The following is a 21,217-nucleotide window of genomic DNA, read 5'->3' on the forward strand; positions in this document are numbered from 1 at the left end:
GACATCGCCAGGCTTTAAATATCGTTACCTGTGTATACATGTAACAACATCTACAGTGTACTAATCTGTTGATGACAATTTGTTGGAGGGATGGCTGAGTGGTCGAAAGCACCGGTCTTGAAAACCGGCAACCGTTAATAGCGGTTCTAGGGTTCAAATCCCTATCCCTCCACCACCATTAGAAAGCCCGCTGAGAAATCAGCGGGCTTTTTTCTTATCTGCGATATACATAAATAAAAGGGGAAGGGCACTGACGTGCTCTTCCCTTTTTTGTATTTAAAACAATGACGACTAGTCCGCTAAATATTTCCCTTCTGCAACTTGCCAGAACGCTCGAATTAGAGGGTTATCTAGCTGTGCTCGCTTACAACATACGCCTAACTCAAATGGCTTGATAGGTTCTATCTTTAAGCGGCTAACTTTATCTCTTACTGGACTGTTGTTTATGACCACATCAGGTGCGATGCCAACTCCACATCCTAGTGCCACCATACTTACAATCGCCTCATGGCCAGAAACTTGCGCGTATATGTTGGGTTTTATCTTCATCTTTTTAAACCATGCATTGGCTCGTTCACGCGCTGTTCCTGCTTCTGGGATGATAAAGGGCACTTCATTCCAGTTTGGCTTATCGGATTGCAGTTGTTGGCTAAAGCTACTCACACCAGATGGAATGATGACTGACAGTGGAATATCGCTGATGGTTTCGAATTCTAACCTTGAAGGAAGGATGTCTGGCTTTGCTGAAATCGCGATATCCGCTTCATCGTTTAAGATCTTGTCGATGGATTGAGCTGGATCACCAGTAGAGAGCTTAAATTCAATATACGGATGAATAGCCCTAAATTCGGTTATGAGTTCAGGTAGGTGACTGTAGCTAGCCGTTACTGAACAAAATATACGGATCTCACCTTTAAGTTCTTGCTCTCCGCCCTTCAGGTGAAGGTTATATTGCTGCCACTCTCCCACGATGCTCAATGCTACAGGCAATAGGTGTTTTCCTGCTGGGGTAAGATCAACACTGCGGTTGTCTCTGATTAGCAGTTCTTGTCCTGTTTCCTCTTCAAGCTTTTGTATCTGACGGCTCAGCGCTGAAGGACTGACGTGCATAGCAGCAGCGGTTTTGCTGAAACTCTTGCTGTCGCATAAATGTATAAATAATTGTAGAGATTTTATGTTCATGTTCTGCGATCGTTTCCATGTTGCATTTATTGCAATAACTAATTGTGAATATATCACTTTCAGCAACGGAGTGTCTGTTTTAGTATGAAGTCATTCGATAGAGAGATATCGACCTTACGGACTTATTTTTAAAGGAGTGCCCTAGAATGGCTAACTATTTCAATACATTAAACCTTCGTGAACAACTAGACCAATTAGGTCGTTGCCGCTTTATGGATCGTGAAGAATTCGCGACAGAAGCTGAATACCTTGAAGGTAAGAAAATCGTAATTGTTGGTTGTGGTGCTCAAGGCCTAAACCAAGGTCTAAATATGCGTGATTCTGGTCTAGACGTATCTTACGCTCTACGCCAAGCGGCAATTGATGAAAAGCGTCAATCATTCAAAAATGCTGATGAAAACGGCTTTGTTGTGGGTAGCTACGAAACGCTAATCCCTCAAGCAGACCTAGTAATCAACCTTACTCCTGATAAGCAACACACGAACGTTGTTGAAACAGTAATGCCTCTAATGAAGCAAGGCGCTGCTCTTGGTTACTCTCACGGCTTCAACGTTGTGGAAGAAGGCATGCAATTACGTGCTGACCTTACTGTAGTAATGGTTGCACCTAAGTGTCCAGGCTCTGAAGTTCGCGAAGAGTACAAACGTGGCTTCGGTGTACCAACACTTATCGCTGTTCACCCAGAAAACGACCCTAAAGGCGAAGGTTGGGATATCGCTAAAGCTTGGGCTGCAGGTACTGGTGGTCACCGTGCAGGTTGCCTAGAGTCTTCTTTCGTAGCAGAAGTTAAATCTGACCTGATGGGTGAGCAAACTATCCTTTGTGGCATGCTACAAGCGGGTTCTATCGTATCTTACGAGAAGATGATTGCTGATGGCATCGAACCTGGCTACGCAGGCAAGCTTCTACAATACGGTTGGGAAACGATTACTGAAGCACTTAAGTTTGGTGGCGTAACTCACATGATGGATCGCCTATCTAACCCGGCTAAAGTTAAAGCGTTTGAGCTTTCTGAAGAGCTTAAAGACCTAATGCGTCCGCTTTACAACAAGCACATGGATGACATCATCTCTGGTCACTTCTCTAGCACAATGATGGCTGACTGGGCGAACGATGACGTGAACCTACTAGGCTGGCGTGAAGAGACAGGCGAAACTGCATTCGAAAACTACCCAGCTTCTGACGTAGAAATCTCAGAGCAAGAGTACTTCGACAACGGTATCCTAATGGTTGCTATGGTTCGTGCCGGTGTTGAGCTAGCATTCGAAGCTATGACGGCATCAGGTATCATTGATGAGTCTGCTTACTACGAATCTCTACATGAGCTTCCACTAATCGCAAACACAGTTGCTCGTAAGCGTCTTTACGAAATGAACGTTGTAATCTCTGATACTGCTGAGTACGGTAACTACCTATTCGCTAACGTAGCAACACCGCTACTACGTGAGAAGTTCATGCCTTCAGTAGCAACGGACGTCATCGGCCGTGGTCTAGGTGAGACATCTAACCAAGTTGATAACGCTAAGCTAATTGAAGTAAACGAAGCTATCCGTAACCACCCTGTAGAATACATTGGTGAAGAGCTACGTAGCTACATGAGCGACATGAAGCGTATCGCTGTTGGCGGTTAATCTTCCAGTTCATCACTGAATAAAAATAGCCCTGAACATTTGTTCGGGGCTTTTTTATGCTTGCAACTATTTTACCGGTGAAGGCTTGATAGATTGAGGAAAAAATAAAGGCTTACCCGAAGGTAAGCCTTTATTCGAACTTGAACTGATTGAAAAAAATGACTATTTGTCTGAAAGCTTTGCTTCTAGTTCAGCCAGTTTTTGTTCCATTTCAGTGAGCTTCTGGCGAGTGCGAAGCAGTACTTGTGTTTGAACATCAAACTCTTCACGGCTCACAACGTCTAGCTTGTTGAGTTGGCCTTGGATAACTTGGCGAACTTTTTGGTCTACGTCTGAACCAAGCTCTTTTACTGGTTGAGGCATAGAATCGTGGATCTGCTTAGCAATTTGCTCTAGTTTTTTTGGATCAAACATATCAATTAAAACTCCTGAATATTTATCACTATTCTATTTAATCACATCAAAGATGTCGCCTATGGCGTACAAAAAAAGGCCACCGAAGTAGCCTTTTTATTGTTAATACGACAGGGAAATTACTTATTGTTAGCTAATTCTCTGTGCGCCGCTTTTGCTTCATCAACACGGGCCAGCTTCTCGAGATCTTTATCTTCGAGGAAAACTGGAATTGGTTTATGTTTTTCGGCTAAGTAGCTATAAATAACCGGCAGAACAAACAGCGTAAACAGCGTACCAATCGCCAGACCAGCAACGATAACAATACCGATACTAAAGCGCTGAGCTGCACCTGCACCCGTGGCGTACATCAATGGGATCAGGCCTGCAATCATCGCCGCTGTTGTCATTAGGATTGGACGTAGACGTACCCTTGCCGCCTCCATAACCGCCTCTTTGCGTGATAATTTATTATGCAGCTGCTCTTCTTTTGCTACCTCACAGATCAAGATACCGTGCTTGGTAATCAGACCAACCAAGGTAATCAGCCCCACTTGCGAGTAGATGTTCATCGTCGCTGCGCCCCAAGCGAGCGCAATCAATGCACCACATATTGCGAGTGGCACCGACACCATGATAACCAATGGATCTTTTAACGACTCAAATTGAATCGCCAGAACCAAGAAGATGATCGCCAGTGCTAAACCGAACGTCACATACAGTGCGCTGCCTTCTGTTACAAACTGACGCGACTCACCCATGTAGTCATGGTTATAGCCTGCAGGTAATTTGGTTTGGGCAATGTTTTCAAACCAGTTTACCGCATCACCCATCGCCGCGCCCGGCATAGGAACCGCACCGACCGTCGCTGAGTTCAACTGGTTGAAGTGAGGAAGAGAGCGAGGCTCTGCCACCACATCAATTGTTACCAAGCTACCGAGAGGAACAGCATCACCATTGCTGGCTCGAACGTAGTAATGATTCATTGACTCTGGGTTTAAGCGGAACTTACGCTCAACCTGAGGGATCACTTCATAAGAACGACCGTTGAGGTCAATACGGTTAACGTAACCATCCGACATCATGGTGCTTAGGGTGACACCGATATCTTGCATCGTTACCCCATAAGCGCCCGCCATATCTTTATCAATTTGAATCTTCATCGTTGCTGAATCGTAGTTCAAATCAAGGTCAGAGTAGACAAAGAGAGGGCTATCTTTCACATCCGTTAAAATATCGGTTGCGATAGCGAATAAGCTCTCAAAGCTGCTTGGTGTGGTAATCACAAACTGGAGTGGTAGACCAGAACCGGCACCCGGCAACTCTGGCATTTGGAACGCGGTTACTGCCATGCCTGGGATATCTTGTAGCAATCCACTGATACGGTTCGTTACCTCAGATTGGCTAGCCGTGCGCTCACTCCATGGCACCATTGAGGCAATACCAAATGCTTGGTTTGAGTTTGGTACACCAGTGAAGGATTGAGCGTATTGGATTTCAGGCTGGGTCACCAAGATACCGCTCACGTCATCCATCGTGTTACTTAGGTAGTCTAGGTTAGCCGTTGATTGACCAGTACCAATCATCATCACCACCCCTTTATCTTCTGCAGGGGCAAGTTCACTTGGGATGAATTTAAACAGCATCGGCAAGCTTAAAAATACAATGACCGCAAAGCCAATGATAACCGGACGATGATCCATGATCGCATGCAGCATCTTAGAGTAACGGCCTGTCATACGATCAAGTACGCTGTGTACCTTCAGTTCAAACTTACTCGGCTGTGCATTTTCTTTTAGCAGCTTTGAACACATCATTGGAGACAGTGTTAAAGCGATGATTCCAGAAACAAATACCGCGCCAGCGAGGGTTAATGCGAACTCTTTAAACAGCGAGCCTGTGATACCACCCATCATTGCGATAGGGGCATAAACCGCGCCCAATGTCAGTGTCATTGCAATAACCGGTACTGCAATTTCACGGGTACCAATGATGGCAGCCCTGAAAGGAGATTCCCCCAATTTGACGTGTCGATCGACGTTTTCCAGTACTACGATTGCATCATCAACCACTAGACCGATTGCTAATACCATCGCCAGTAGCGTCATTAAGTTCCATGAGAAACCCATGACTTGCATCACCATCGCAACACCAACCAGCGATAAAGGGATGGTTACGATAGGAATGATAACCGCACGCAATGAGCCTAAGAATAGCGTGATAACCACTAATACAATCAGCGCGGCTTCAACAATCGTGTGTATAACCTCTTGAATGGATTCATTAATCGCAATGGTTGAGTCATACATGATATTCATGCTGATATTGCTTGGTAGGTTTCGCTCCAACTCAGGATACAGCTGCATAACATCAGCAGCAATGTTGATCGGGTTAGCACTTGGCGCTGCATTGATGGCGGTTACAACCGTTTGTTTGCCATTAGCACTTGCGCGAACCACATCGTGGCTTTTTTCTAGTGAAACCTTAGCAATATCACCTAAGCGAACAATAGAACCGCCATTTTGACTGGTTTTGACCACCAACCTTTCTAATTCATCGGTATTGGTTACTTGGGTATTGGCACTGCCGTTGTACAGCATAAACTCACCAATTGCTTGGCCAGTTGCTGATTGGTAGTTGTTTGCATTAAGCACCGTCATCACGTCAGTGGCTGTCAGGTTTAATGCTGCCATTTTGGAAGGATCAAGCCATACACGTAATGCGTATTTGATCCCGCCGTACAAGTCGACCTTTGATACGCCATTAACGGTAAACAGTTGTGGGTTAACCACTCGCTCAAGGTAGTCGGTAATTTGGCTTGCAGAGAGTTCATCACTCGTAAAACCAATGTAGAGTACCGCCGTTGTTGAACCGGTAGACATAGTTACGGTTGGATCTTCGGCTTCTTTAGGAAGCTGAGAACGTACCGAGTTAGTCTTGGCCAGTATGTCAGACAGCGCGGCATTCGGGTCGGTATTGAGCTTCATATTGACCGTAATAGTCGAGCTACCGAGTACGGACTGCGACGTCATATAATCAATATTATCGGCTTGAGCGATCGCTTGTTCTAATGGCTGAGTTATAAAGCCTTGGATCAGATCGGCACTGGCACCGTAATAGCTCGTCGTGACCGTCACGATCGTATTTGTCATGTCTGGGTATTCACGAACCTGCATTTTGAAGATTGCTTGGAAGCCAAGCAATGCGATCAAAAAGCTGATTGAAATAGCCAGAACTGGACGTTTAATAAAAACATCAGTAAAGCGCATGATTCCTCCAATTACAGCATTGGTGTTTCAGCTGGCGGCGTCGTTGCATCACTTTCTACAACTCGAACTTTAGCATTGTTACTTAAACGAACTTGACCCGTTGTCACGACAACATCGCCAGGCTCTACGCCTTCCAGTATGTGAGCAATACTTTCTGTACGTTCACCTACTTTCACCACTTGTTGTTTCACACGCTGCACACCATCTTCTTCACGTAAAATATAAACATTGTCACCGTAAAGTGTGAAAGTGATGGCCGTCTGAGGCAGTGTCACTTGGTTTGCTAGTTTAGGTAGAATGATGTTAGCGCGCGCAAACATACCGCTACGTAACTTACCATCGTTGTTTGGGATATCGGCTTGTACTTGGATAAGACCACTTTGGATGCTAACCGCAGGCTCAATGGCACTAATAGAACCTTTAAACGGTTTTTCTGGGTATGCATCAACGAAGATGTCGATCGCCTGACCAACCTCAATACGAGAGATGTCATTTTGAGAAATAGTGAAGCGTAGGCGCATAACACTGGTGTCTTCTAGGCGAACGATGTCAGTGCCAGATTGTAGGTATTGGCCTAGATACACATTACGAATACCGACAGTGCCGTCAAACGGAGCGCGGATCTCGCGACGGGCAATCGATGCTTTAAGGCTTTCAATATCAGCCGCTAACGATAAGAAATTAGCTTCTGCTTCATCGAAGGCTTCCTTAGAGATAGAGCCTTTCTTGAATAGCCCTTGGTAGCGCTTGTATTTAGCTTCAGCAGCCGGTAAGCGTGCCTCAGAGCTTTTTAGATTGGCTTTCTCTACATCAGAATCAAGGCGGATCAGTTGTTGGTCATTTTTAACCTCAGTACCTGATTCGAAAGAAATTTGATCGATAACACCGCTGGTTTCGTTCGCTAGTGTCACACCTTGGTTAGGTTCGATGAAGCCGATAGCTTCAATCACTGGCACCCAGTCGATCGGCTGAACTTCAGTTACCGTTACTGGAAACTCTGGTTCAGGGCGGTTGGCCATATACTCAGCAATTTTTTGTTGTTTGAACATGTTAAACCCAATAACGCTGCCGAAAAGTAGTACAGCGATGAGTAACATGAAGAAAGTCCACTTTTTCATTATGGTCAAAACTCCGATCTAGTGTTTAATTATTGCGTCCCAACTGGCTTCGATTGCAGATTCTAGTTCTGCCTCATCAAGTTGGTAAAATCCTAAAGAATGCTTGCGTGCTAGAGAAACACTAGCCGCCAAGCTCAATCCACCTAATACTTCATTGTTAAGTGGTTTAAACAATCCTTGTTCTTTCCCCTCATTAAATAGCAGCTCAACTTGGGCAAACATTTTACGTTCTAGTTCCCTGAAGTTTAGGCTATTTGTGATGGGTAGAGAGTCATACTGAACCCGATTTTTTATTGCGGCTAAATTCGTTCCTGCTAAGTTCCATATGTTCAACCACATAGTACGGTAGCGTTGTTTAATTGGATCCGAATCATTAACCCCTTGTTGAACAGCATCAGCTACTCTTTGAGTCACGAGCATTCGAACATCTTCTATCAAATGCTCTTTATCATCGAAGTAGCGATAGATAGTGCCTGCAGCCACTCCCGCTTCTTTGGCTAATTTTTGCATTGAAAGGCCTTGGAAACCGACCTCTGCAATTAGCTTTTCAGCTGCAGAAAGTATTTGCTGGCGTTTATCCCGAGGTGCATGAGTTGTCATATTTCAACCACCAATGAATGAACGTTCATTCATTATAGCCTAATAACCACACACATGTGCAACAAAGTTTTACATAATCAGCGTAAAAATCTTGTATAAGAGAACGTAGCATTCGTGCTGTTGCAGCATTATTATAGGCGCGCAATTGAATTCGCCCCTCTAGACCAAACTGAGAATCAAATGAAACTGAACCCAAGACAAGATGAAGCCGTGAAATATGTTTCGGGCCCCTGCTTAGTATTAGCGGGCGCTGGATCCGGTAAAACACGTGTTATCACCAATAAAATTGCTTATCTGGTTCAGGAATGTGGCTATAAGGCGCGTAATATTGCGGCGGTGACCTTTACTAATAAAGCGGCACGCGAGATGAAAGAGCGTGTTGGGCAAACTCTAGGTAAGGGCGAATCGAAAGGGCTGATTGTTTCGACTTTTCATACCATGGGCTTAACCATCATTCGCCGTGAATACAAAGCGCTGGGTTTGAAAGCGGGTTTCTCTCTGTTTGATGACCAAGACCAGTTAGCTTTGTTAAAAGAGTTAACAGAGAGACAGATCGATGGTGATAAGGATTTGCTACGCGCTTTAATGAGCACCATTTCGAATTGGAAAAATGACATGCTGACGCCAGATCAGGCGAAAGCACGTGCTCAAGGCGAACAAGAGCAGTTGTTTGCATTCTGTTTTGATATGTACCAGAAACAGATGAAGGCATACAACGCACTCGATTTTGATGATCTGATCGCGATGCCTGTATTACTACTGAAAACCAATCAAGAGGTGCGTGAGCGCTGGCAGTCGCGTATCCGCTATTTACTGGTCGATGAATACCAAGATACCAACACCAGCCAATATGAGTTGGTTCGTTTACTGGTGGGAGAGCGTGGTCGCTTGACGGTAGTAGGTGACGATGACCAATCTATCTATTCATGGCGTGGTGCAAAACCGCAAAACTTGGTGTTGCTGGGTGAGGACTATCCAAATCTTCGCTTGATCAAACTAGAGCAAAACTACCGCTCGACCAGTCGAATTTTGCGAGCAGCGAACATCTTGATCGCCAACAATCCGCACGTCTATGAGAAGTCACTGTTCTCTGAGATCCCAGATGGTGAAAAGCTCAAGGTATTAAATGCTAAGAATGAAGAGCATGAAGCAGAGCGTATTACCGGTGAGATCATCGCCCACAAGTTTTTGAATCGTACTGAATACAAAGATTACGCAGTGCTTTACCGTGGTAACCACCAATCACGCTTGATTGAAAAAGCGCTGATGCAGAACCGTGTGCCTTACAAGATCTCTGGCGGTACCTCTTTCTTCGCGAGAGCCGAGATTAAAGACATCATGGCTTACCTGCGTGTGTTGGTGAACCCTGATGATGACAACGCCTTCCTACGTATTGTAAACACACCGCGCCGAGAGATTGGTCCGGTGACGCTTGAGAAGTTAGGCAGCTACGCCAATATGCGTGGCAAGAGCTTGTTTGAAGCCAGCTTTGAGATGGGCTTGGAACAAACGCTGACTGGTCGAGGTTTAGAAAACTTGCGTCGATTCACTGATTGGATTGTTCGTATCTCGGATAACGCTGAACGTGGTAACACTGTGGATGCGGTTCGTGCGTTGGTTCGTGATATTAACTACGAAGATTGGTTATATGAAACCTCAGCAAGCCCGAAAGCCGCTGAAATGCGAATGAAGAACGTCTCTGATCTGTATAGCTGGATTGTGGCCGATCTTGAGGGTGACAACTACGATAAAGAAGAGAAAACCCTGCGCGAGGTGGTTCAACGTTTAACGCTGCGCGATATGATGGAGCGTGGTGAGGATGATGACGATGCAGATCAAGTCCAATTAATGACATTGCATGCATCGAAAGGTCTAGAGTTCCCATATGTATTCCTGATGGGTGCAGAAGAGGGCATCTTGCCGCACCAAACCAGTGTCGATGAAGGCAACGTAGAAGAAGAACGTCGTCTTATGTATGTGGGGATTACTCGAGCGCAGAAAGAGCTGACTTTTACTAAGTGTCGTGAACGTCGTCAATATGGTGAATTAATAAAGCCAACACAAAGCCGCTTCCTCGATGAGCTGCCGCACGATGATGTGGAGTGGGAAAGCGTTAAGAAGCCTCAATCCGCTGAAGAAAGAATGGAAAAAGGGCAGGCGCACATTGCGAATATTCGAGCGATGTTCAACAAGAAGTAATGCCCTACTTTAATCGCACTATATAGAAGCCAATAAAAAAGGTGACCATGAGGTCACCTTTTCTGAATCTGGCATTTTTAATTACAGACCGGCAATCATGTGCTCGATAGCATCTTTGATTTCGTCGTCTGAACAATCCATACATGAACCTTTCGCTGGCATCGCATTGAAGCCGTTGATTGCGTGGTCAGCTAGAATGTCGCGACCTTGAGCAATGCGAGGACCCCAGTCACCAGCATCACCTGTTTTAGGTGCGCCACTTACGCCAGATGCGTGACAAGCGATACAAAAGGTACCGTAAACTGCTGCGCCATCACGAGGGCCTGTTGGTTCTGCGGCTACTGGCTCGCTGCCGACTAGGTAAACTTGGCCAACTGGTTTGATGCGTTCAGCAATTGCATCGTGCTCCGCTTCGCTTAGGCCTGCAGCCATTGCGCCAGTTGAAAAGGTTAAAACTGCGATGACAACGCTTAAAATTCGACGAGACATATCCATTAAACTCACTTTACATTCCCAAGGTAAGTACATGCTTACCAATTTATAGTGTTGGAAGGGTGTTTTGGCTTTAACCAGCAAAGAGCAACTGTTAAACCAATGTAAATAATGGGTGATTATATCCCGATAAGTTGTTGCAATAAACAACAACTTATAAGCTGTGGCGGGTTGTAGTACTCAAATAAGGGGTTTATCACATATTAACTGTCGAAAAAGAGACCAAACAGAAAAAAAAGTTAAAAAAGTACTAGACGGCATTGGGTGATATACGTATTATTCCACTCCGCCGACAGGGCATGCGCCTGTAGCTCAGCTGGATAGAGCGTTGGCCTCCGGAGCCAAAGGCCGAAGGTTCGAATCCTTTCAGGCGCGCCATCCGGTCTCTTACTTCGGTAAGTGAGAAATTGGCAAAAAGAAATAATGGTGGCTATAGCTCAGTTGGTAGAGCCCTGGATTGTGATTCCGGTGGTCGCGAGTTCGAATCTCGTTAGCCACCCCATTCTTTCTTTACAAAATATCGGTAGCTTCGGCTTCCAGTGTTGATTCATTATTCCCAAGAGTCGATACAAAACTAGTCGGTGAATAGCGCAGCTTGGTAGCGCATCTGGTTTGGGACCAGAGGGTCGGGGGTTCGAATCCCTCTTCACCGACCACTATTTCAATAATCGCTTTTAAGCGGTTATATAAAAAATTAGTGGTGGCTATAGCTCAGTTGGTAGAGCCCTGGATTGTGATTCCGGTGGTCGCGAGTTCGAATCTCGTTAGCCACCCCATTAATTTTGGTAGCTTCTTTGAAGTTCCCAGTTTGAGAAATCAAACGAAACGTCTCGGTGAATAGCGCAGCTTGGTAGCGCATCTGGTTTGGGACCAGAGGGTCGGGGGTTCGAATCCCTCTTCACCGACCACCTTAAGAAGCCCTAGTCGAAAGACTAGGGCTTTTTTACATCTGAAACTTAGATAACTTGAACAGAGTGGGGTTCGCCTGATGTTCAAAGAATGTCTCTTCACTGATCACTTAAGAAGCCTCAACTAGCCGTCCGCGTCAGAAATGACGGGGCTTCTTACATCTATCTCCCCTTCTTATATAAGACAGATTCCTAACGATCTGCTTGATAATGGTGCTGCTACAGAGTTGCTTTCTTTATCAAATGTACAGTTCTATATCTAATTTTATATAAATGGAGTGCTCAATAATTCGACATATTAATGGGTTTGGTCTAAAGACTTTTATGAAAAGTGAAACCTGACCCTAAATTTGCTCACTAAGGCCTGAATTTGACAGCTTTGTACGCATTTGGTCGTTCAAAAACTCCTCTGATTTATTAGGCCTTTCGCTTGTCTGTTTTGTATTTACCAAAATAATACAGATGGTTAAATGTATGGCTAATTAACGTTTATCTGGTTGTTTTATTTGTTCAAATTAACAAAATTAGCGTTTGTTTCTATAGTGTTAATTGTTTTTTGGAATAATTATTTGTTTTTAGTGACCGGTAGTGAGATCTGCTTTGAAGCACGGCTTTAACTCTACAAGTAAGTAGTGGTAAGGAGTTTGTGAGTATTTCTTGCCGATAATATAATGTTGATTTTTCTTACTATATGCTCTTTTGGTGAATAGTTATGTGGCACTTTTGCTTGCTAAGCGTTTAATGTCGACTTTTTATCCTATTTTTGTTGCTTTTCTGTGAATTATTTGCCAAATTGTCAACCGTATAAAATATCAGAACAATATTCTGGTAAGAATGGATTCAATTTTGCAGACAGGGCAGAAAGCTGCCAAAGCAGTAGAGGTCTGGTAATGTCACTTTTAGAAGTAAAAAATCTTCGTATCGAATACCCATCTCGTCATGGAGTTCACGCCGCAGTTAAATCACTTTCGTTCAACATTGAACGTGGTGAGATTGTTGGTGTTGTAGGCGAGTCTGGTGCAGGTAAATCAACAGTAGGTAATGCTGTGATCGATTTGCTGAGCCCTCCTGGCCGCATTGCTAGCGGCGAGGTATTTCTGGATGGCGAAAAAGTCTCTGGTTTATCTCCTGAACAGATGCGTTCTGTTCGCGGCTCAAAGATTGGTTTTATCTTCCAAGACCCAATGACTTCTCTTAACCCTCTATTCACAGTAGAACAGCAGTTAAAAGAGACGATTCATGCCAACATGAAGGTTTCGGATCAAGAAGCCTACCAGCGCTCATTAGACTTGATGAACCAAGTGGGTATCCCACAACCAGAAAACCGTTTAAAGCAGTACCCTCACCAATTCTCTGGCGGTATGCGTCAGCGTGTGGTTATCGCGATCGCATTGGCAGGTGAACCTGACCTAATCATCGCAGATGAACCAACAACAGCACTGGATGTTTCTATCCAAGACCAGATCTTGGGTTTGATTCGCGACCTATGTATTAAGAAGAACGTAGGTTGCATGTTGGTCACGCACGACATGGGCGTGGTATCTAACGTTACCGACCGCGTAGCCGTTATGTATCGTGGTGACTTAGTTGAGTTTGGCCCAACAGCGAAAGTTCTGGGTACTCCTGAGCACCCATATACACACAGTCTTATCTCTGCGGTTCCTCGTTCGGATCGCAAACTCGATCGTTTCCCTCTTGTTAGCTACATCGAAGAAGCACAAGAGATGGAACCACTTGATGTGAAAAACCACTGGTTAGGTCAAAGCCAAGATCACCGTGATTACACTGGCCCGCTGTTGAATGTTGAAAACGTCAACTTACGCTTTACCACCAAGGATTCTTTCTTTGAGAGTCGTCGTGAGTACGTTCAGGCGTCAAACAATGTGAGCTTTGAAGTACACGAAGGTGAAACTTTTGGTCTTGTGGGTGAATCTGGTTCGGGTAAATCAACGATTGCTCGTGTGATTGCTGGCTTGTACGCACCTAACTCAGGCAAAGTGACCTTTGAAGGTATTGACCTTACTGGGCTTAAGTCTGAGAAAGAGCGTCGCCCAATGCGTCGCCAAATGCAGATGGTGTTCCAAAACCCATACACATCAATGAACCCTCGAATGAAGATCTTCGACATCATTGCTGAACCTATCCGATTCCATAAGCTTACGCGCAACGAGAATGAAACTCGTCAGATCGTTCACGACCTGCTAGAGCACGTTGGCTTAGGCAAGATGGCTGGAGTTAAATACCCACACGAATTCTCAGGTGGCCAACGTCAGCGTATTTCTATCGCTCGCGCCTTGGCAACTCGCCCACGTCTTCTGATTTGTGATGAACCTACGTCGGCGTTGGATGTGTCGGTACAGGCTCAGATTCTTAATCTATTAAAAGACTTACAAGACGAGCTCAACCTAACTATGCTGTTCATCAGTCACGATTTACCGGTTATTCGTCAAATGTGTGATCGTGTTGGTGTGATGCAAATGGGAGAACTATTGGAAGTAGCGCCAACAGAGCAGCTGTTCCAATCGCCTCAGCATGAATACAGCAAACACCTAATTTCTTTAATGCCTGAATTTACGGGTTTAAGAGAAGAAAAAGCAGTGGCAAAAGCCGCGATATAAAAATCAGCAGGCTGGAGTTTTGCTTGCTAAAAACAATAAACAGACGCAAATACAACAACTAGGGATCTGGATTCCCGCATGAAGGAGTTATGCAATGAAAACCATGAAAAGCAAATTAGCAGTAGCTTTAATGGCAGCTGGCCTAAGCTTTAGTGCAGCAGCAGCAGATATTACCGTTGGCTACGCAGCTGACCCAGTATCACTTGACCCGCACGAGCAGCTGTCTGGTGGCACACTGCAAATGTCTCACATGGTGTTTGACCCTCTAGTACGTTTCACTCAAGAGATGGATTTTGAAGGCCGCCTAGCATCTAGCTGGGAGCGTGTTGATGAAACGACTTTCCGCTTCAACCTACGTAAAGGTGTGAAATTCCACTCTGGTAACGAACTGACTGCTGATGATGTTGTGTGGACTTTTGAACGTCTACAAGCTTCTCCAGACTTTAAGTCTATCTTCACGCCATACGAAAAAATGGTAAAAGTGGATGACTACACAGTTGAGCTAGTATCAAAAGCGGCTTACCCACTAGTACTACAAACAGCAACTTACATCTTCCCAATGGACAGCAAGTTCTACTCTGGCCAAACAGCGGAAGGTAAAGACAAGTCTGAGCTAGTTAAGCACGGTAACTCGTTTGCTTCGACTAACGTTTCAGGTACTGGTCCATTTATCGTAACGCAGCGTGAGCAAGGCGTTAAAGTAACGTTCGAGCGTTTCAACGATTACTGGGACACAGAAACTGAAGGCAACGTAGACAAGCTAACACTTGTGCCAATCAAAGAAGACGCGACACGTGTTGCAGCACTTCTTTCTGGCGACGTTGATATGATTCACCCAGTAGCACCAAACGATCACAAGCGTGTTAAAAACGCTAAGAACATCGATCTAGTGACGCTACCTGGTACTCGTATCATCACGTTCCAAATGAACCAAAACAGCAACGAAGCACTTAAAGATGTTCGCGTTCGTCAGGCGATTGTTCACGCAATCAACAACGAAGGTATCGTTAAGAAGATCATGAAAGGCTTCGCAACAGCAGCTGGTCAGCAAAGCCCAACAGGCTACGCGGGTCACAACGAAGACCTAGTTCCTCGTTACGATCTGAAAAAAGCGAAAGAGCTGATGAAAGAAGCGGGCTACGAAGATGGCTTTACGCTAACTATGATGGCTCCAAACAACCGTTACGTGAACGATGCGAAAGTAGCGCAAGCGTCTGCGGCAATGCTGTCTAAGATTGGTATCAAAGTTGATCTTAAAACTATGCCTAAAGCACAGTACTGGCCTGAGTTTGACCTATGTTCAGCAGACATGATGATGATCGGCTGGCACTCAGATACAGAAGATTCAGCTAACTTCAACGAGTTCCTAACGATGACTCGTAACGAAGAGACTGGCCGTGGTCAATACAACTGTTCTGGCTACTCAAACCCAGAAATGGATGCGATCGTAGAAGCTTCTAACACTGAAACTGACCCAGTTAAGCGTGCTGAAATGCTGAAAGGCGTTGAAGCAACACTTTACAACGACGCAGCATTCGTACCGCTACACTGGCAAAGTGAAGCGTGGGGCGCGAAGTCTAACGTAGGTGCAGCAGACGTAGTAAACCCAATGGTTATGCCTTACTTCGGCGACCTAGTTGTAAAATAATCTAGCTTGCTAGAATCGAGAGCCTGAAGCTTTTCAGGCTCTCAAATTATTAAGATATAGATTTAAGTTTCGGTATTTGGTCTTCCTTCAGTCTGGCTAAATACCTTTTTTAAGACTGAATTTTGTTATCTAGTCGCGGATTTCGACTAGATAGTCATGGATAGATAAGGGGCAAGGAATGGTTACGTTTCTGGTCAAGCGCCTGTTTCAGGCACTGATAGTGATGTTTGTGATCAGTTTGGTGGCGTTTGCCATTCAGGATAACCTGGGCGACCCGTTGCGTGAGTTAGTCGGTCAATCTGTTTCAGAATCGGAGCGTCAAGCGCTGCGTGATGAACTCGGCTTAAATGATCCCTTCATTACAAAATACACTCGCTTTGTGGGCGCAGCTCTACAAGGTGATCTTGGTACTTCATATTTCTTTAAACGCCCAGCTGTGGACGTAATCTTAGATAAACTAGTCGCAACGCTTGAGCTTGTGTTCGGCGCTTCTCTGATCATTGTTTGTCTGTCGATTCCACTTGGCGTTTATTCTGCAATACACCCAAAAAGCTTCTTCACTAAACTGGTGATGGCGGGCAGTAGTATCGGCATTTCTGTGCCTGTTTTCTTAACCGCAATCATGTTGATGTATGTATTCTCTATTGAGTTAGGTTGGCTGCCGTCGTTTGGACGTGGTGAGACCGCAAACTGGTTTGGCTGGGAGTCTGGTTTCTTAACGCTCGATGGCCTTGCACACTTAGTGCTGCCGAGTATTGCTCTAGCATCTATCATGCTGCCTCTGTTCATTCGTCTAGTACGCTCTGAAATGCTAGAGGTTCTTAGCTCTGAATATATCAAGTTTGGTAAAGCAAAAGGCCTAGCGCTGAACAAGATTTACTACCAACACGCTTTGAAAAACACAATGCTGCCAGTACTAACGGTAGGCGGTGTTCAAATCGGTACTATGGTGGCTTACACCATTCTTACTGAAACTGTATTCCAGTGGCCGGGTACCGGCTTCCTATTCCTTGAAGCGATTAACCGAGTGGATACACCACTGATTACCGCATACGTTATCTTCGTTGGCCTGATCTTCGTAGTAACTAACACCATTGTTGACCTGCTATACGGCATCATTAACCCAACAGTGAACATCACAGGGAAAGGAGCATAATCATGGAACAAACAACAACAGCTCCATCTCGTTGGGAGCGATTCAAGCAGTCAGACATTCTGTACTACTTCTTACGTGACAAAGTGGCAATGGTGAGCTTCGCTATCTTTGCAGCTTTCCTTGTTATGGCATTAGCGGCACCTATTCTAGCGCCAACAGACCCGTATGACGTGACGTCTATCGACATCATGGATTCTGAGTTGCCACCATCTTGGATGGAAGACGGCGAAGAACGCTTCCTACTGGGTACTGATGAGCAGGGTCGTGACATCTTATCTACGATGCTTTACGGCTCGCGTCTGTCATTGACGATCGGTTTCCTAGCGGTAGGTCTTCAGCTGACTCTCGGTATCATCATTGGCTTGTCTGCAGGTTACTTCGGTGGTCGTATTGATAGCTTCCTGATGCGTTTTGCCGATGTTCAGCTTTCGTTCTCAACCATGATGGTTGCGATCATTGTCTCGGCCATCTTTAAGGCGAGTTTCGGTAGTGACTTCTACGCGCAATATGCGGTTGTTATGCTGGTGGTGATCATCGGTATTGCTGAATGGCCGCAGTATGCTCGTACGATTCGTGCATCGGTATTGGCAGAGAAGAAGAAAGAGTACGTAGAAGCGGCACGTGTGATGGGCTTTAGAGCGCCTCGCATCATGTTCCGCCATATTCTGCCTAACTGTTTATCACCGATTTTGGTTATCTCTACGGTACAGGTGGCAAATGCCATCATGTCAGAAGCGGCACTTTCTTTCCTCGGTTTAGGTCTTCCGGTAGACCAACCGTCACTCGGTGCCCTGATCAGTACTGGTTTTAACTACATTTTCTCAGGAGCATGGTGGATCACAGCATTCCCAGGTGTGCTTTTGGTAACATTGGTTCTCGTTATTAACCTATTAGGCGACTGGTTACGTGACGTGTTTAACCCGAAAATTTATAAAGGGTGATAGCCCGGTTTGATTTTTAGTAAAAAAAGTCACTAAATTAAGAGCCGTAAGCAATTACGGCTCTTTTTTTGCTTAATGGATCTGGAACTTAGTATTATTGACAGTGTCAATAATAGTTAAAATGGAATTCATGTTTTATCGACATAGATTCGGTAATAATTAGCCCGCAAGGGTTTAAGTGGTGGTTATGAAATTGACAATGAATGCTGTATGTCGTGCTGTGACGAGAAATTATCGTATGGGACTTATCGCTGCATCTCTTTTGGTATCGAGCCAAGTGAATGCAGAGTCGGTTCTATGTGATGCAACTCAGGCAAGCACCAACCAATTACCACAGCTAGAGCAATCATGTCCGATCGGTAAGGGCGTGTGGGGCAGTAAAGCACCAAAACGTCATTCAGATAACGAACTGTTTTGGGTTCAATGTGGCCTGCTGAACAAGCCTTTGTCACTGAGCCGAGCAAAGCCTCTGTATGAGAAGATCTCGACCAACGTTTGGATGAAGCCGGAAGGCGGAGACTACCGTTGCTTAATCGGACCTTATTCTACCTTCTCTGATGCGAGAAAAGACCTAGCTCAGGTGCGTAAGGTTTCTGGTTACGGTGAAGCGTTTATTCGTATGGTCGATAAGTCGAAAACCTCATCACAGCCTATTGTGGCAAAACCAGCAGAGCCAAAAATGGTTAAGCCTAAGGCTCCTGCAAAAGTAGAATCTAAGCCTGCACCGAAACCTGTGGCTGCTAAGCAAGCGGCGGCGGTAACGAGTACTGCTGCTATTCAGACATTACCAAGCGGCAACGTGAGCTCAGACAATGATCTCGAGATCGAGATTCGCGTGAAAGCAGACGTTGCGGGTAGCCAATATGCGATTCCTTACCTTCTAGACCATCAACAACAGTTCTACATGGAGCAAGGTAAGCCTTGGAGCCGCCTAGATTACGATAGCGCTGAATTGGTGTGTAATCAGGTCAACATGAAGCTGATGAGTGAGAAGCAATGGCAAAGCATCTTGAGCTCAAAGGTTATGGAAAAACAGAACTGGCCAATGCACCTACCTTATTGGGGCGCAGATAAGAAAGGTCTGTTTACCAACGGTAACGTGAATCAACTAAAAGGGTCTTCACTGCTTAACGTGATGTGTGTGAAGTAACTCCGACATGCCGTAATACCAAACAAGCCTCAGCCATCGCTGGGGCTTTGTTGTTTTTAGATCTTTCTTTTTCAATGTTGGTATAAGTTATTGATGTTCACTTCTTCAAAACGAATTTGATTAAATATCGTTAAAAATTGTTCAAATAGCGCGGCTGATGCGTAGAAAACCATAACTCAAGCAATAAGGTGATTGAGATTATGAGTTTAAAGAAACGATTAGAAGACTTGGCTCCACGCTTTGAAGCCGGAGGGAAGTACGAAAAGCTCTACCCAGTGTATGAAGCTTTCGCGACAATATTCTATACACCCGGAAACGTAAACCGCGGTATAACCCATGTTCGTGACAGCATTGACCTAAAGCGCATTATGATTCTGGTGTGGCTAGCCACTTTCCCCGCGATGTTTTGGGGTATGTACAACGTAGGTCATCAATCCGTGATGGGGTTAACCGCTACCTATTCCGGTGCCGAGCTTGCTTCTATTATCGACAGTAGTTGGCGCTTGTCGTGGGCGTTTGGTGATGCACCGTCCGTAGTAGCAAGTGGCTGGGGAAGTCAGATGTTCTTGGGGGCGCTCTACTTCTTACCTGTTTATGCCACCGTATTTGTGGTGGGGGGCTTCTGGGAGGTTTTATTTGCCGTTGTACGAAAACATGAGGTGAATGAAGGTTTCTTTGTTAGCTCGGTACTATTCGCACTCATTCTTCCGCCAACCATCCCGCTTTGGCAAGCCGCTTTAGGTATCACCTTTGGTATCGTTGTCGCCAAAGAGCTGTTCGGTGGTACAGGACGAAACTTCTTGAACCCAGCCCTTGCAGGCCGCGCGTTTCTCTATTTCGCCTATCCAGCCAACATGTCGGGTGGGCTTGTGTGGGTTGCCGCTGACGGCTATTCAGGCGCGACACCGCTGAGTCAATGGTATGAAGGCGGCAGCACGTCACTCATCAATAACATGACTGGCGAGGCGATCACCTGGATGGATGCCTTTATCGGTAATATTCCAGGTTCGATGGGTGAGGTGTCGTCACTGCTGATCATGCTGACGGGGTTGATTTTGATTGTGATGAAGATAGCGTCTTGGCGCATTGTCGCCGGTGTGATTGTCGGCCTTGTCGTGACGTCGAGTTTACTGAACTGGATAGGGTCGGATACTAACTCGATGTTTTCGATGCCGTTTTACTGGCACTTTGTGTTGGGTGGTGTTGCCTTTGGTACCTTCTTCATGGCAACAGACCCTGTATCTGCCGCGTTTACCAATCAGAGTAAATGGGCCTATGGGATTTTGATCGGCGTGATGACGGTCGGTATTCGAGTGCTTAATCCAGCCTACCCAGAGGGCATTATGCTGGCTATCTTGTTCGCCAACCTGTTCGCTCCGCTATTCGACTTTGTAGTGAAAGAGCAGAACATTAAACGAAGACTTAAACGGACATCGCGCTAATCTAGGTGATTAAAAGTGAAAGTGACTCCCATAAGAAAGGCTTGCATTGATGCAAGCCTTTCAATTTTTATCGCGATTGATTTGAGGTTGATTTAACTCCACTTCAAATCAATCTCGAAAGGCTGTGTGCTACCACAATGCTCACCGCACATCTCGTCGTAGGCGCTGTTATGAACCAGCATTGCTGATGCTACGCCTTGGTCACTAAAATGATCGCGTGCTTGGTTTACACTCAAAAACTTCATAGGATGCTGGTGGTCATCTTTAATTAATTGCTTTTGCTCGCCAACGATTTGGTAAGCCAAGTAAATCCCGCCTTCAAATGATTCGATTAGTAGATTCATCACAAACTCCATTGCTGATCTAGATAGGTGGATATTTGTGTTACGTCGAATCGAGAACCAAGGTTCAAAGCGGGCATAAAAAAAGCAGGCACAAGGCCTGCTTCTAAAGAGAGCTCAACTAAGACG

The 21,217-nt window shown here is 45.3% G+C and carries 15 protein-coding genes and 6 tRNA genes; 14 read left to right on the top strand and 7 right to left on the bottom strand.

What is annotated here, in order from left to right; all coding sequences use genetic code 11:
• Positions 1 to 84 precede the first annotated feature (84 nt).
• Positions 85 to 175, top strand: a tRNA-Ser gene (locus tag AB4167_RS18595).
• A 116-nt stretch (positions 176 to 291) separates the two neighbouring features.
• Here AB4167_RS18595 and ilvY read toward each other — a convergent pair.
• Positions 292 to 1,182, bottom strand: a complete 891-nt coding sequence (gene ilvY / locus AB4167_RS18600) for an HTH-type transcriptional activator IlvY (RefSeq protein ID WP_017061966.1) — start codon at positions 1,180 to 1,182, stop codon at positions 292 to 294.
• Between the two features lie 146 nt (positions 1,183 to 1,328).
• On the opposite strand from ilvY, the gene ilvC reads away from it, so the two are divergent.
• On the top strand, positions 1,329 to 2,813 hold the full coding sequence (gene ilvC, locus AB4167_RS18605) for a ketol-acid reductoisomerase (protein ID WP_017061965.1): 1,485 nt from the start codon (positions 1,329 to 1,331) through the stop codon (positions 2,811 to 2,813).
• A 162-nt stretch (positions 2,814 to 2,975) separates the two neighbouring features.
• On the opposite strand, the gene ubiK is transcribed toward ilvC, so the two are convergent.
• The 4 genes from ubiK to AB4167_RS18625 form a co-directional block, all read right to left on the bottom strand.
• Positions 2,976 to 3,227 (bottom strand): ubiquinone biosynthesis accessory factor UbiK, encoded by a 252-nt coding sequence (gene ubiK, locus AB4167_RS18610; RefSeq protein WP_017061964.1) that lies wholly within the window; start codon positions 3,225 to 3,227, stop codon positions 2,976 to 2,978.
• Between the two features lie 119 nt (positions 3,228 to 3,346).
• Positions 3,347 to 6,475: a multidrug efflux RND transporter permease subunit gene (locus AB4167_RS18615; RefSeq protein ID WP_017061963.1), complete on the bottom strand. Its 3,129-nt coding sequence runs from the start codon at positions 6,473 to 6,475 to the stop codon at positions 3,347 to 3,349.
• 11 nt (positions 6,476 to 6,486) lie between these two features.
• Positions 6,487 to 7,593: an efflux RND transporter periplasmic adaptor subunit gene (locus tag AB4167_RS18620; RefSeq protein ID WP_017069625.1), complete on the bottom strand. Its 1,107-nt coding sequence runs from the start codon at positions 7,591 to 7,593 to the stop codon at positions 6,487 to 6,489.
• Positions 7,594 to 7,611: 18 nt separating this feature from the next.
• Entirely contained in the window at positions 7,612 to 8,193 is a 582-nt protein-coding gene (locus tag AB4167_RS18625) for a TetR/AcrR family transcriptional regulator (RefSeq protein ID WP_017061961.1), read from the bottom strand.
• A gap of 180 nt (positions 8,194 to 8,373) precedes the next feature.
• On the opposite strand from AB4167_RS18625, the gene rep reads away from it, so the two are divergent.
• The gene (rep, locus tag AB4167_RS18630; RefSeq protein ID WP_372136894.1) at positions 8,374 to 10,392 is read left to right on the top strand and encodes a DNA helicase Rep; all 2,019 of its coding nucleotides are present in this window, start codon (positions 8,374 to 8,376) and stop codon (positions 10,390 to 10,392) included.
• 81 nt (positions 10,393 to 10,473) lie between these two features.
• Here the strand turns inward: rep and AB4167_RS18635 are convergent, their stop codons facing one another.
• On the bottom strand, positions 10,474 to 10,887 hold the full coding sequence (locus AB4167_RS18635; protein WP_017063036.1) for a cytochrome c5 family protein: 414 nt from the start codon (positions 10,885 to 10,887) through the stop codon (positions 10,474 to 10,476).
• Positions 10,888 to 11,185: 298 nt separating this feature from the next.
• Between AB4167_RS18635 and AB4167_RS18640 the strand changes: the two genes are divergently transcribed.
• The 11 genes from AB4167_RS18640 (at position 11,186) to AB4167_RS18690 (ending at position 20,747) form a co-directional block, all read left to right on the top strand.
• A tRNA-Arg gene (locus tag AB4167_RS18640) sits at positions 11,186 to 11,262 on the top strand.
• 48 nt (positions 11,263 to 11,310) lie between these two features.
• Positions 11,311 to 11,386: transfer RNA gene (locus tag AB4167_RS18645), tRNA-His, on the top strand.
• A gap of 77 nt (positions 11,387 to 11,463) precedes the next feature.
• A tRNA-Pro gene (locus tag AB4167_RS18650) sits at positions 11,464 to 11,540 on the top strand.
• Between the two features lie 44 nt (positions 11,541 to 11,584).
• Positions 11,585 to 11,660, top strand: a tRNA-His gene (locus AB4167_RS18655).
• Between the two features lie 55 nt (positions 11,661 to 11,715).
• Positions 11,716 to 11,792: transfer RNA gene (locus tag AB4167_RS18660), tRNA-Pro, on the top strand.
• Positions 11,793 to 12,682: 890 nt separating this feature from the next.
• Positions 12,683 to 14,410, top strand: coding sequence for a dipeptide ABC transporter ATP-binding protein (locus tag AB4167_RS18665; RefSeq protein WP_372136895.1), 1,728 nt, complete (start codon positions 12,683 to 12,685; stop codon positions 14,408 to 14,410).
• Positions 14,411 to 14,504: 94 nt separating this feature from the next.
• Positions 14,505 to 16,058, top strand: a complete 1,554-nt coding sequence (locus AB4167_RS18670; RefSeq protein WP_017060133.1) for an ABC transporter substrate-binding protein — start codon at positions 14,505 to 14,507, stop codon at positions 16,056 to 16,058.
• 178 nt (positions 16,059 to 16,236) lie between these two features.
• Positions 16,237 to 17,214, top strand: a complete 978-nt coding sequence (locus AB4167_RS18675; protein ID WP_017060134.1) for an ABC transporter permease — start codon at positions 16,237 to 16,239, stop codon at positions 17,212 to 17,214.
• Between the two features lie 2 nt (positions 17,215 to 17,216).
• Positions 17,217 to 18,155, top strand: coding sequence for an ABC transporter permease (locus AB4167_RS18680; RefSeq protein WP_017060135.1), 939 nt, complete (start codon positions 17,217 to 17,219; stop codon positions 18,153 to 18,155).
• 187 nt (positions 18,156 to 18,342) lie between these two features.
• Complete coding sequence (locus tag AB4167_RS18685) at positions 18,343 to 19,305, top strand: SPOR domain-containing protein (protein ID WP_372136896.1); 963 nt, start codon at positions 18,343 to 18,345, stop codon at positions 19,303 to 19,305.
• A gap of 200 nt (positions 19,306 to 19,505) precedes the next feature.
• A complete protein-coding gene (locus AB4167_RS18690) occupies positions 19,506 to 20,747 on the top strand; it encodes an NADH:ubiquinone reductase (Na(+)-transporting) subunit B (RefSeq protein WP_372136897.1) in 1,242 nt (413 codons plus the stop codon).
• Between the two features lie 92 nt (positions 20,748 to 20,839).
• On the opposite strand, the gene AB4167_RS18695 is transcribed toward AB4167_RS18690, so the two are convergent.
• Entirely contained in the window at positions 20,840 to 21,091 is a 252-nt protein-coding gene (locus tag AB4167_RS18695; RefSeq protein WP_102332574.1) for a DUF6482 family protein, read from the bottom strand.
• Positions 21,092 to 21,217: the final 126 nt, after the last annotated feature.

This window comes from Vibrio sp. 10N.286.49.E11, assembly GCF_041469505.1.
Lineage (GTDB): Bacteria > Pseudomonadota > Gammaproteobacteria > Enterobacterales > Vibrionaceae > Vibrio > Vibrio crassostreae_C.

Bases quoted from the DNA above. Each gene is read 5' to 3' on its own strand.
- ilvY (WP_017061966.1), bottom strand. From the start codon at position 1,182: ATGAACATAAAATCTCTACAATTATTTATACATTTATGCGACAGCAAG.
- ilvC (WP_017061965.1), top strand. From the start codon at position 1,329: ATGGCTAACTATTTCAATACATTAAACCTTCGTGAACAACTAGACCAA.
- ubiK (WP_017061964.1), bottom strand. From the start codon at position 3,227: ATGTTTGATCCAAAAAAACTAGAGCAAATTGCTAAGCAGATCCACGAT.
- AB4167_RS18615 (WP_017061963.1), bottom strand. From the start codon at position 6,475: ATGCGCTTTACTGATGTTTTTATTAAACGTCCAGTTCTGGCTATTTCA.
- AB4167_RS18620 (WP_017069625.1), bottom strand. From the start codon at position 7,593: ATGAAAAAGTGGACTTTCTTCATGTTACTCATCGCTGTACTACTTTTC.
- AB4167_RS18625 (WP_017061961.1), bottom strand. From the start codon at position 8,193: ATGACAACTCATGCACCTCGGGATAAACGCCAGCAAATACTTTCTGCA.
- rep (WP_372136894.1), top strand. From the start codon at position 8,374: ATGAAACTGAACCCAAGACAAGATGAAGCCGTGAAATATGTTTCGGGC.
- AB4167_RS18635 (WP_017063036.1), bottom strand. From the start codon at position 10,887: ATGGATATGTCTCGTCGAATTTTAAGCGTTGTCATCGCAGTTTTAACC.
- AB4167_RS18665 (WP_372136895.1), top strand. From the start codon at position 12,683: ATGTCACTTTTAGAAGTAAAAAATCTTCGTATCGAATACCCATCTCGT.
- AB4167_RS18670 (WP_017060133.1), top strand. From the start codon at position 14,505: ATGAAAACCATGAAAAGCAAATTAGCAGTAGCTTTAATGGCAGCTGGC.
- AB4167_RS18675 (WP_017060134.1), top strand. From the start codon at position 16,237: ATGGTTACGTTTCTGGTCAAGCGCCTGTTTCAGGCACTGATAGTGATG.
- AB4167_RS18680 (WP_017060135.1), top strand. From the start codon at position 17,217: ATGGAACAAACAACAACAGCTCCATCTCGTTGGGAGCGATTCAAGCAG.
- AB4167_RS18685 (WP_372136896.1), top strand. From the start codon at position 18,343: ATGAAATTGACAATGAATGCTGTATGTCGTGCTGTGACGAGAAATTAT.
- AB4167_RS18690 (WP_372136897.1), top strand. From the start codon at position 19,506: ATGAGTTTAAAGAAACGATTAGAAGACTTGGCTCCACGCTTTGAAGCC.
- AB4167_RS18695 (WP_102332574.1), bottom strand. From the start codon at position 21,091: ATGAATCTACTAATCGAATCATTTGAAGGCGGGATTTACTTGGCTTAC.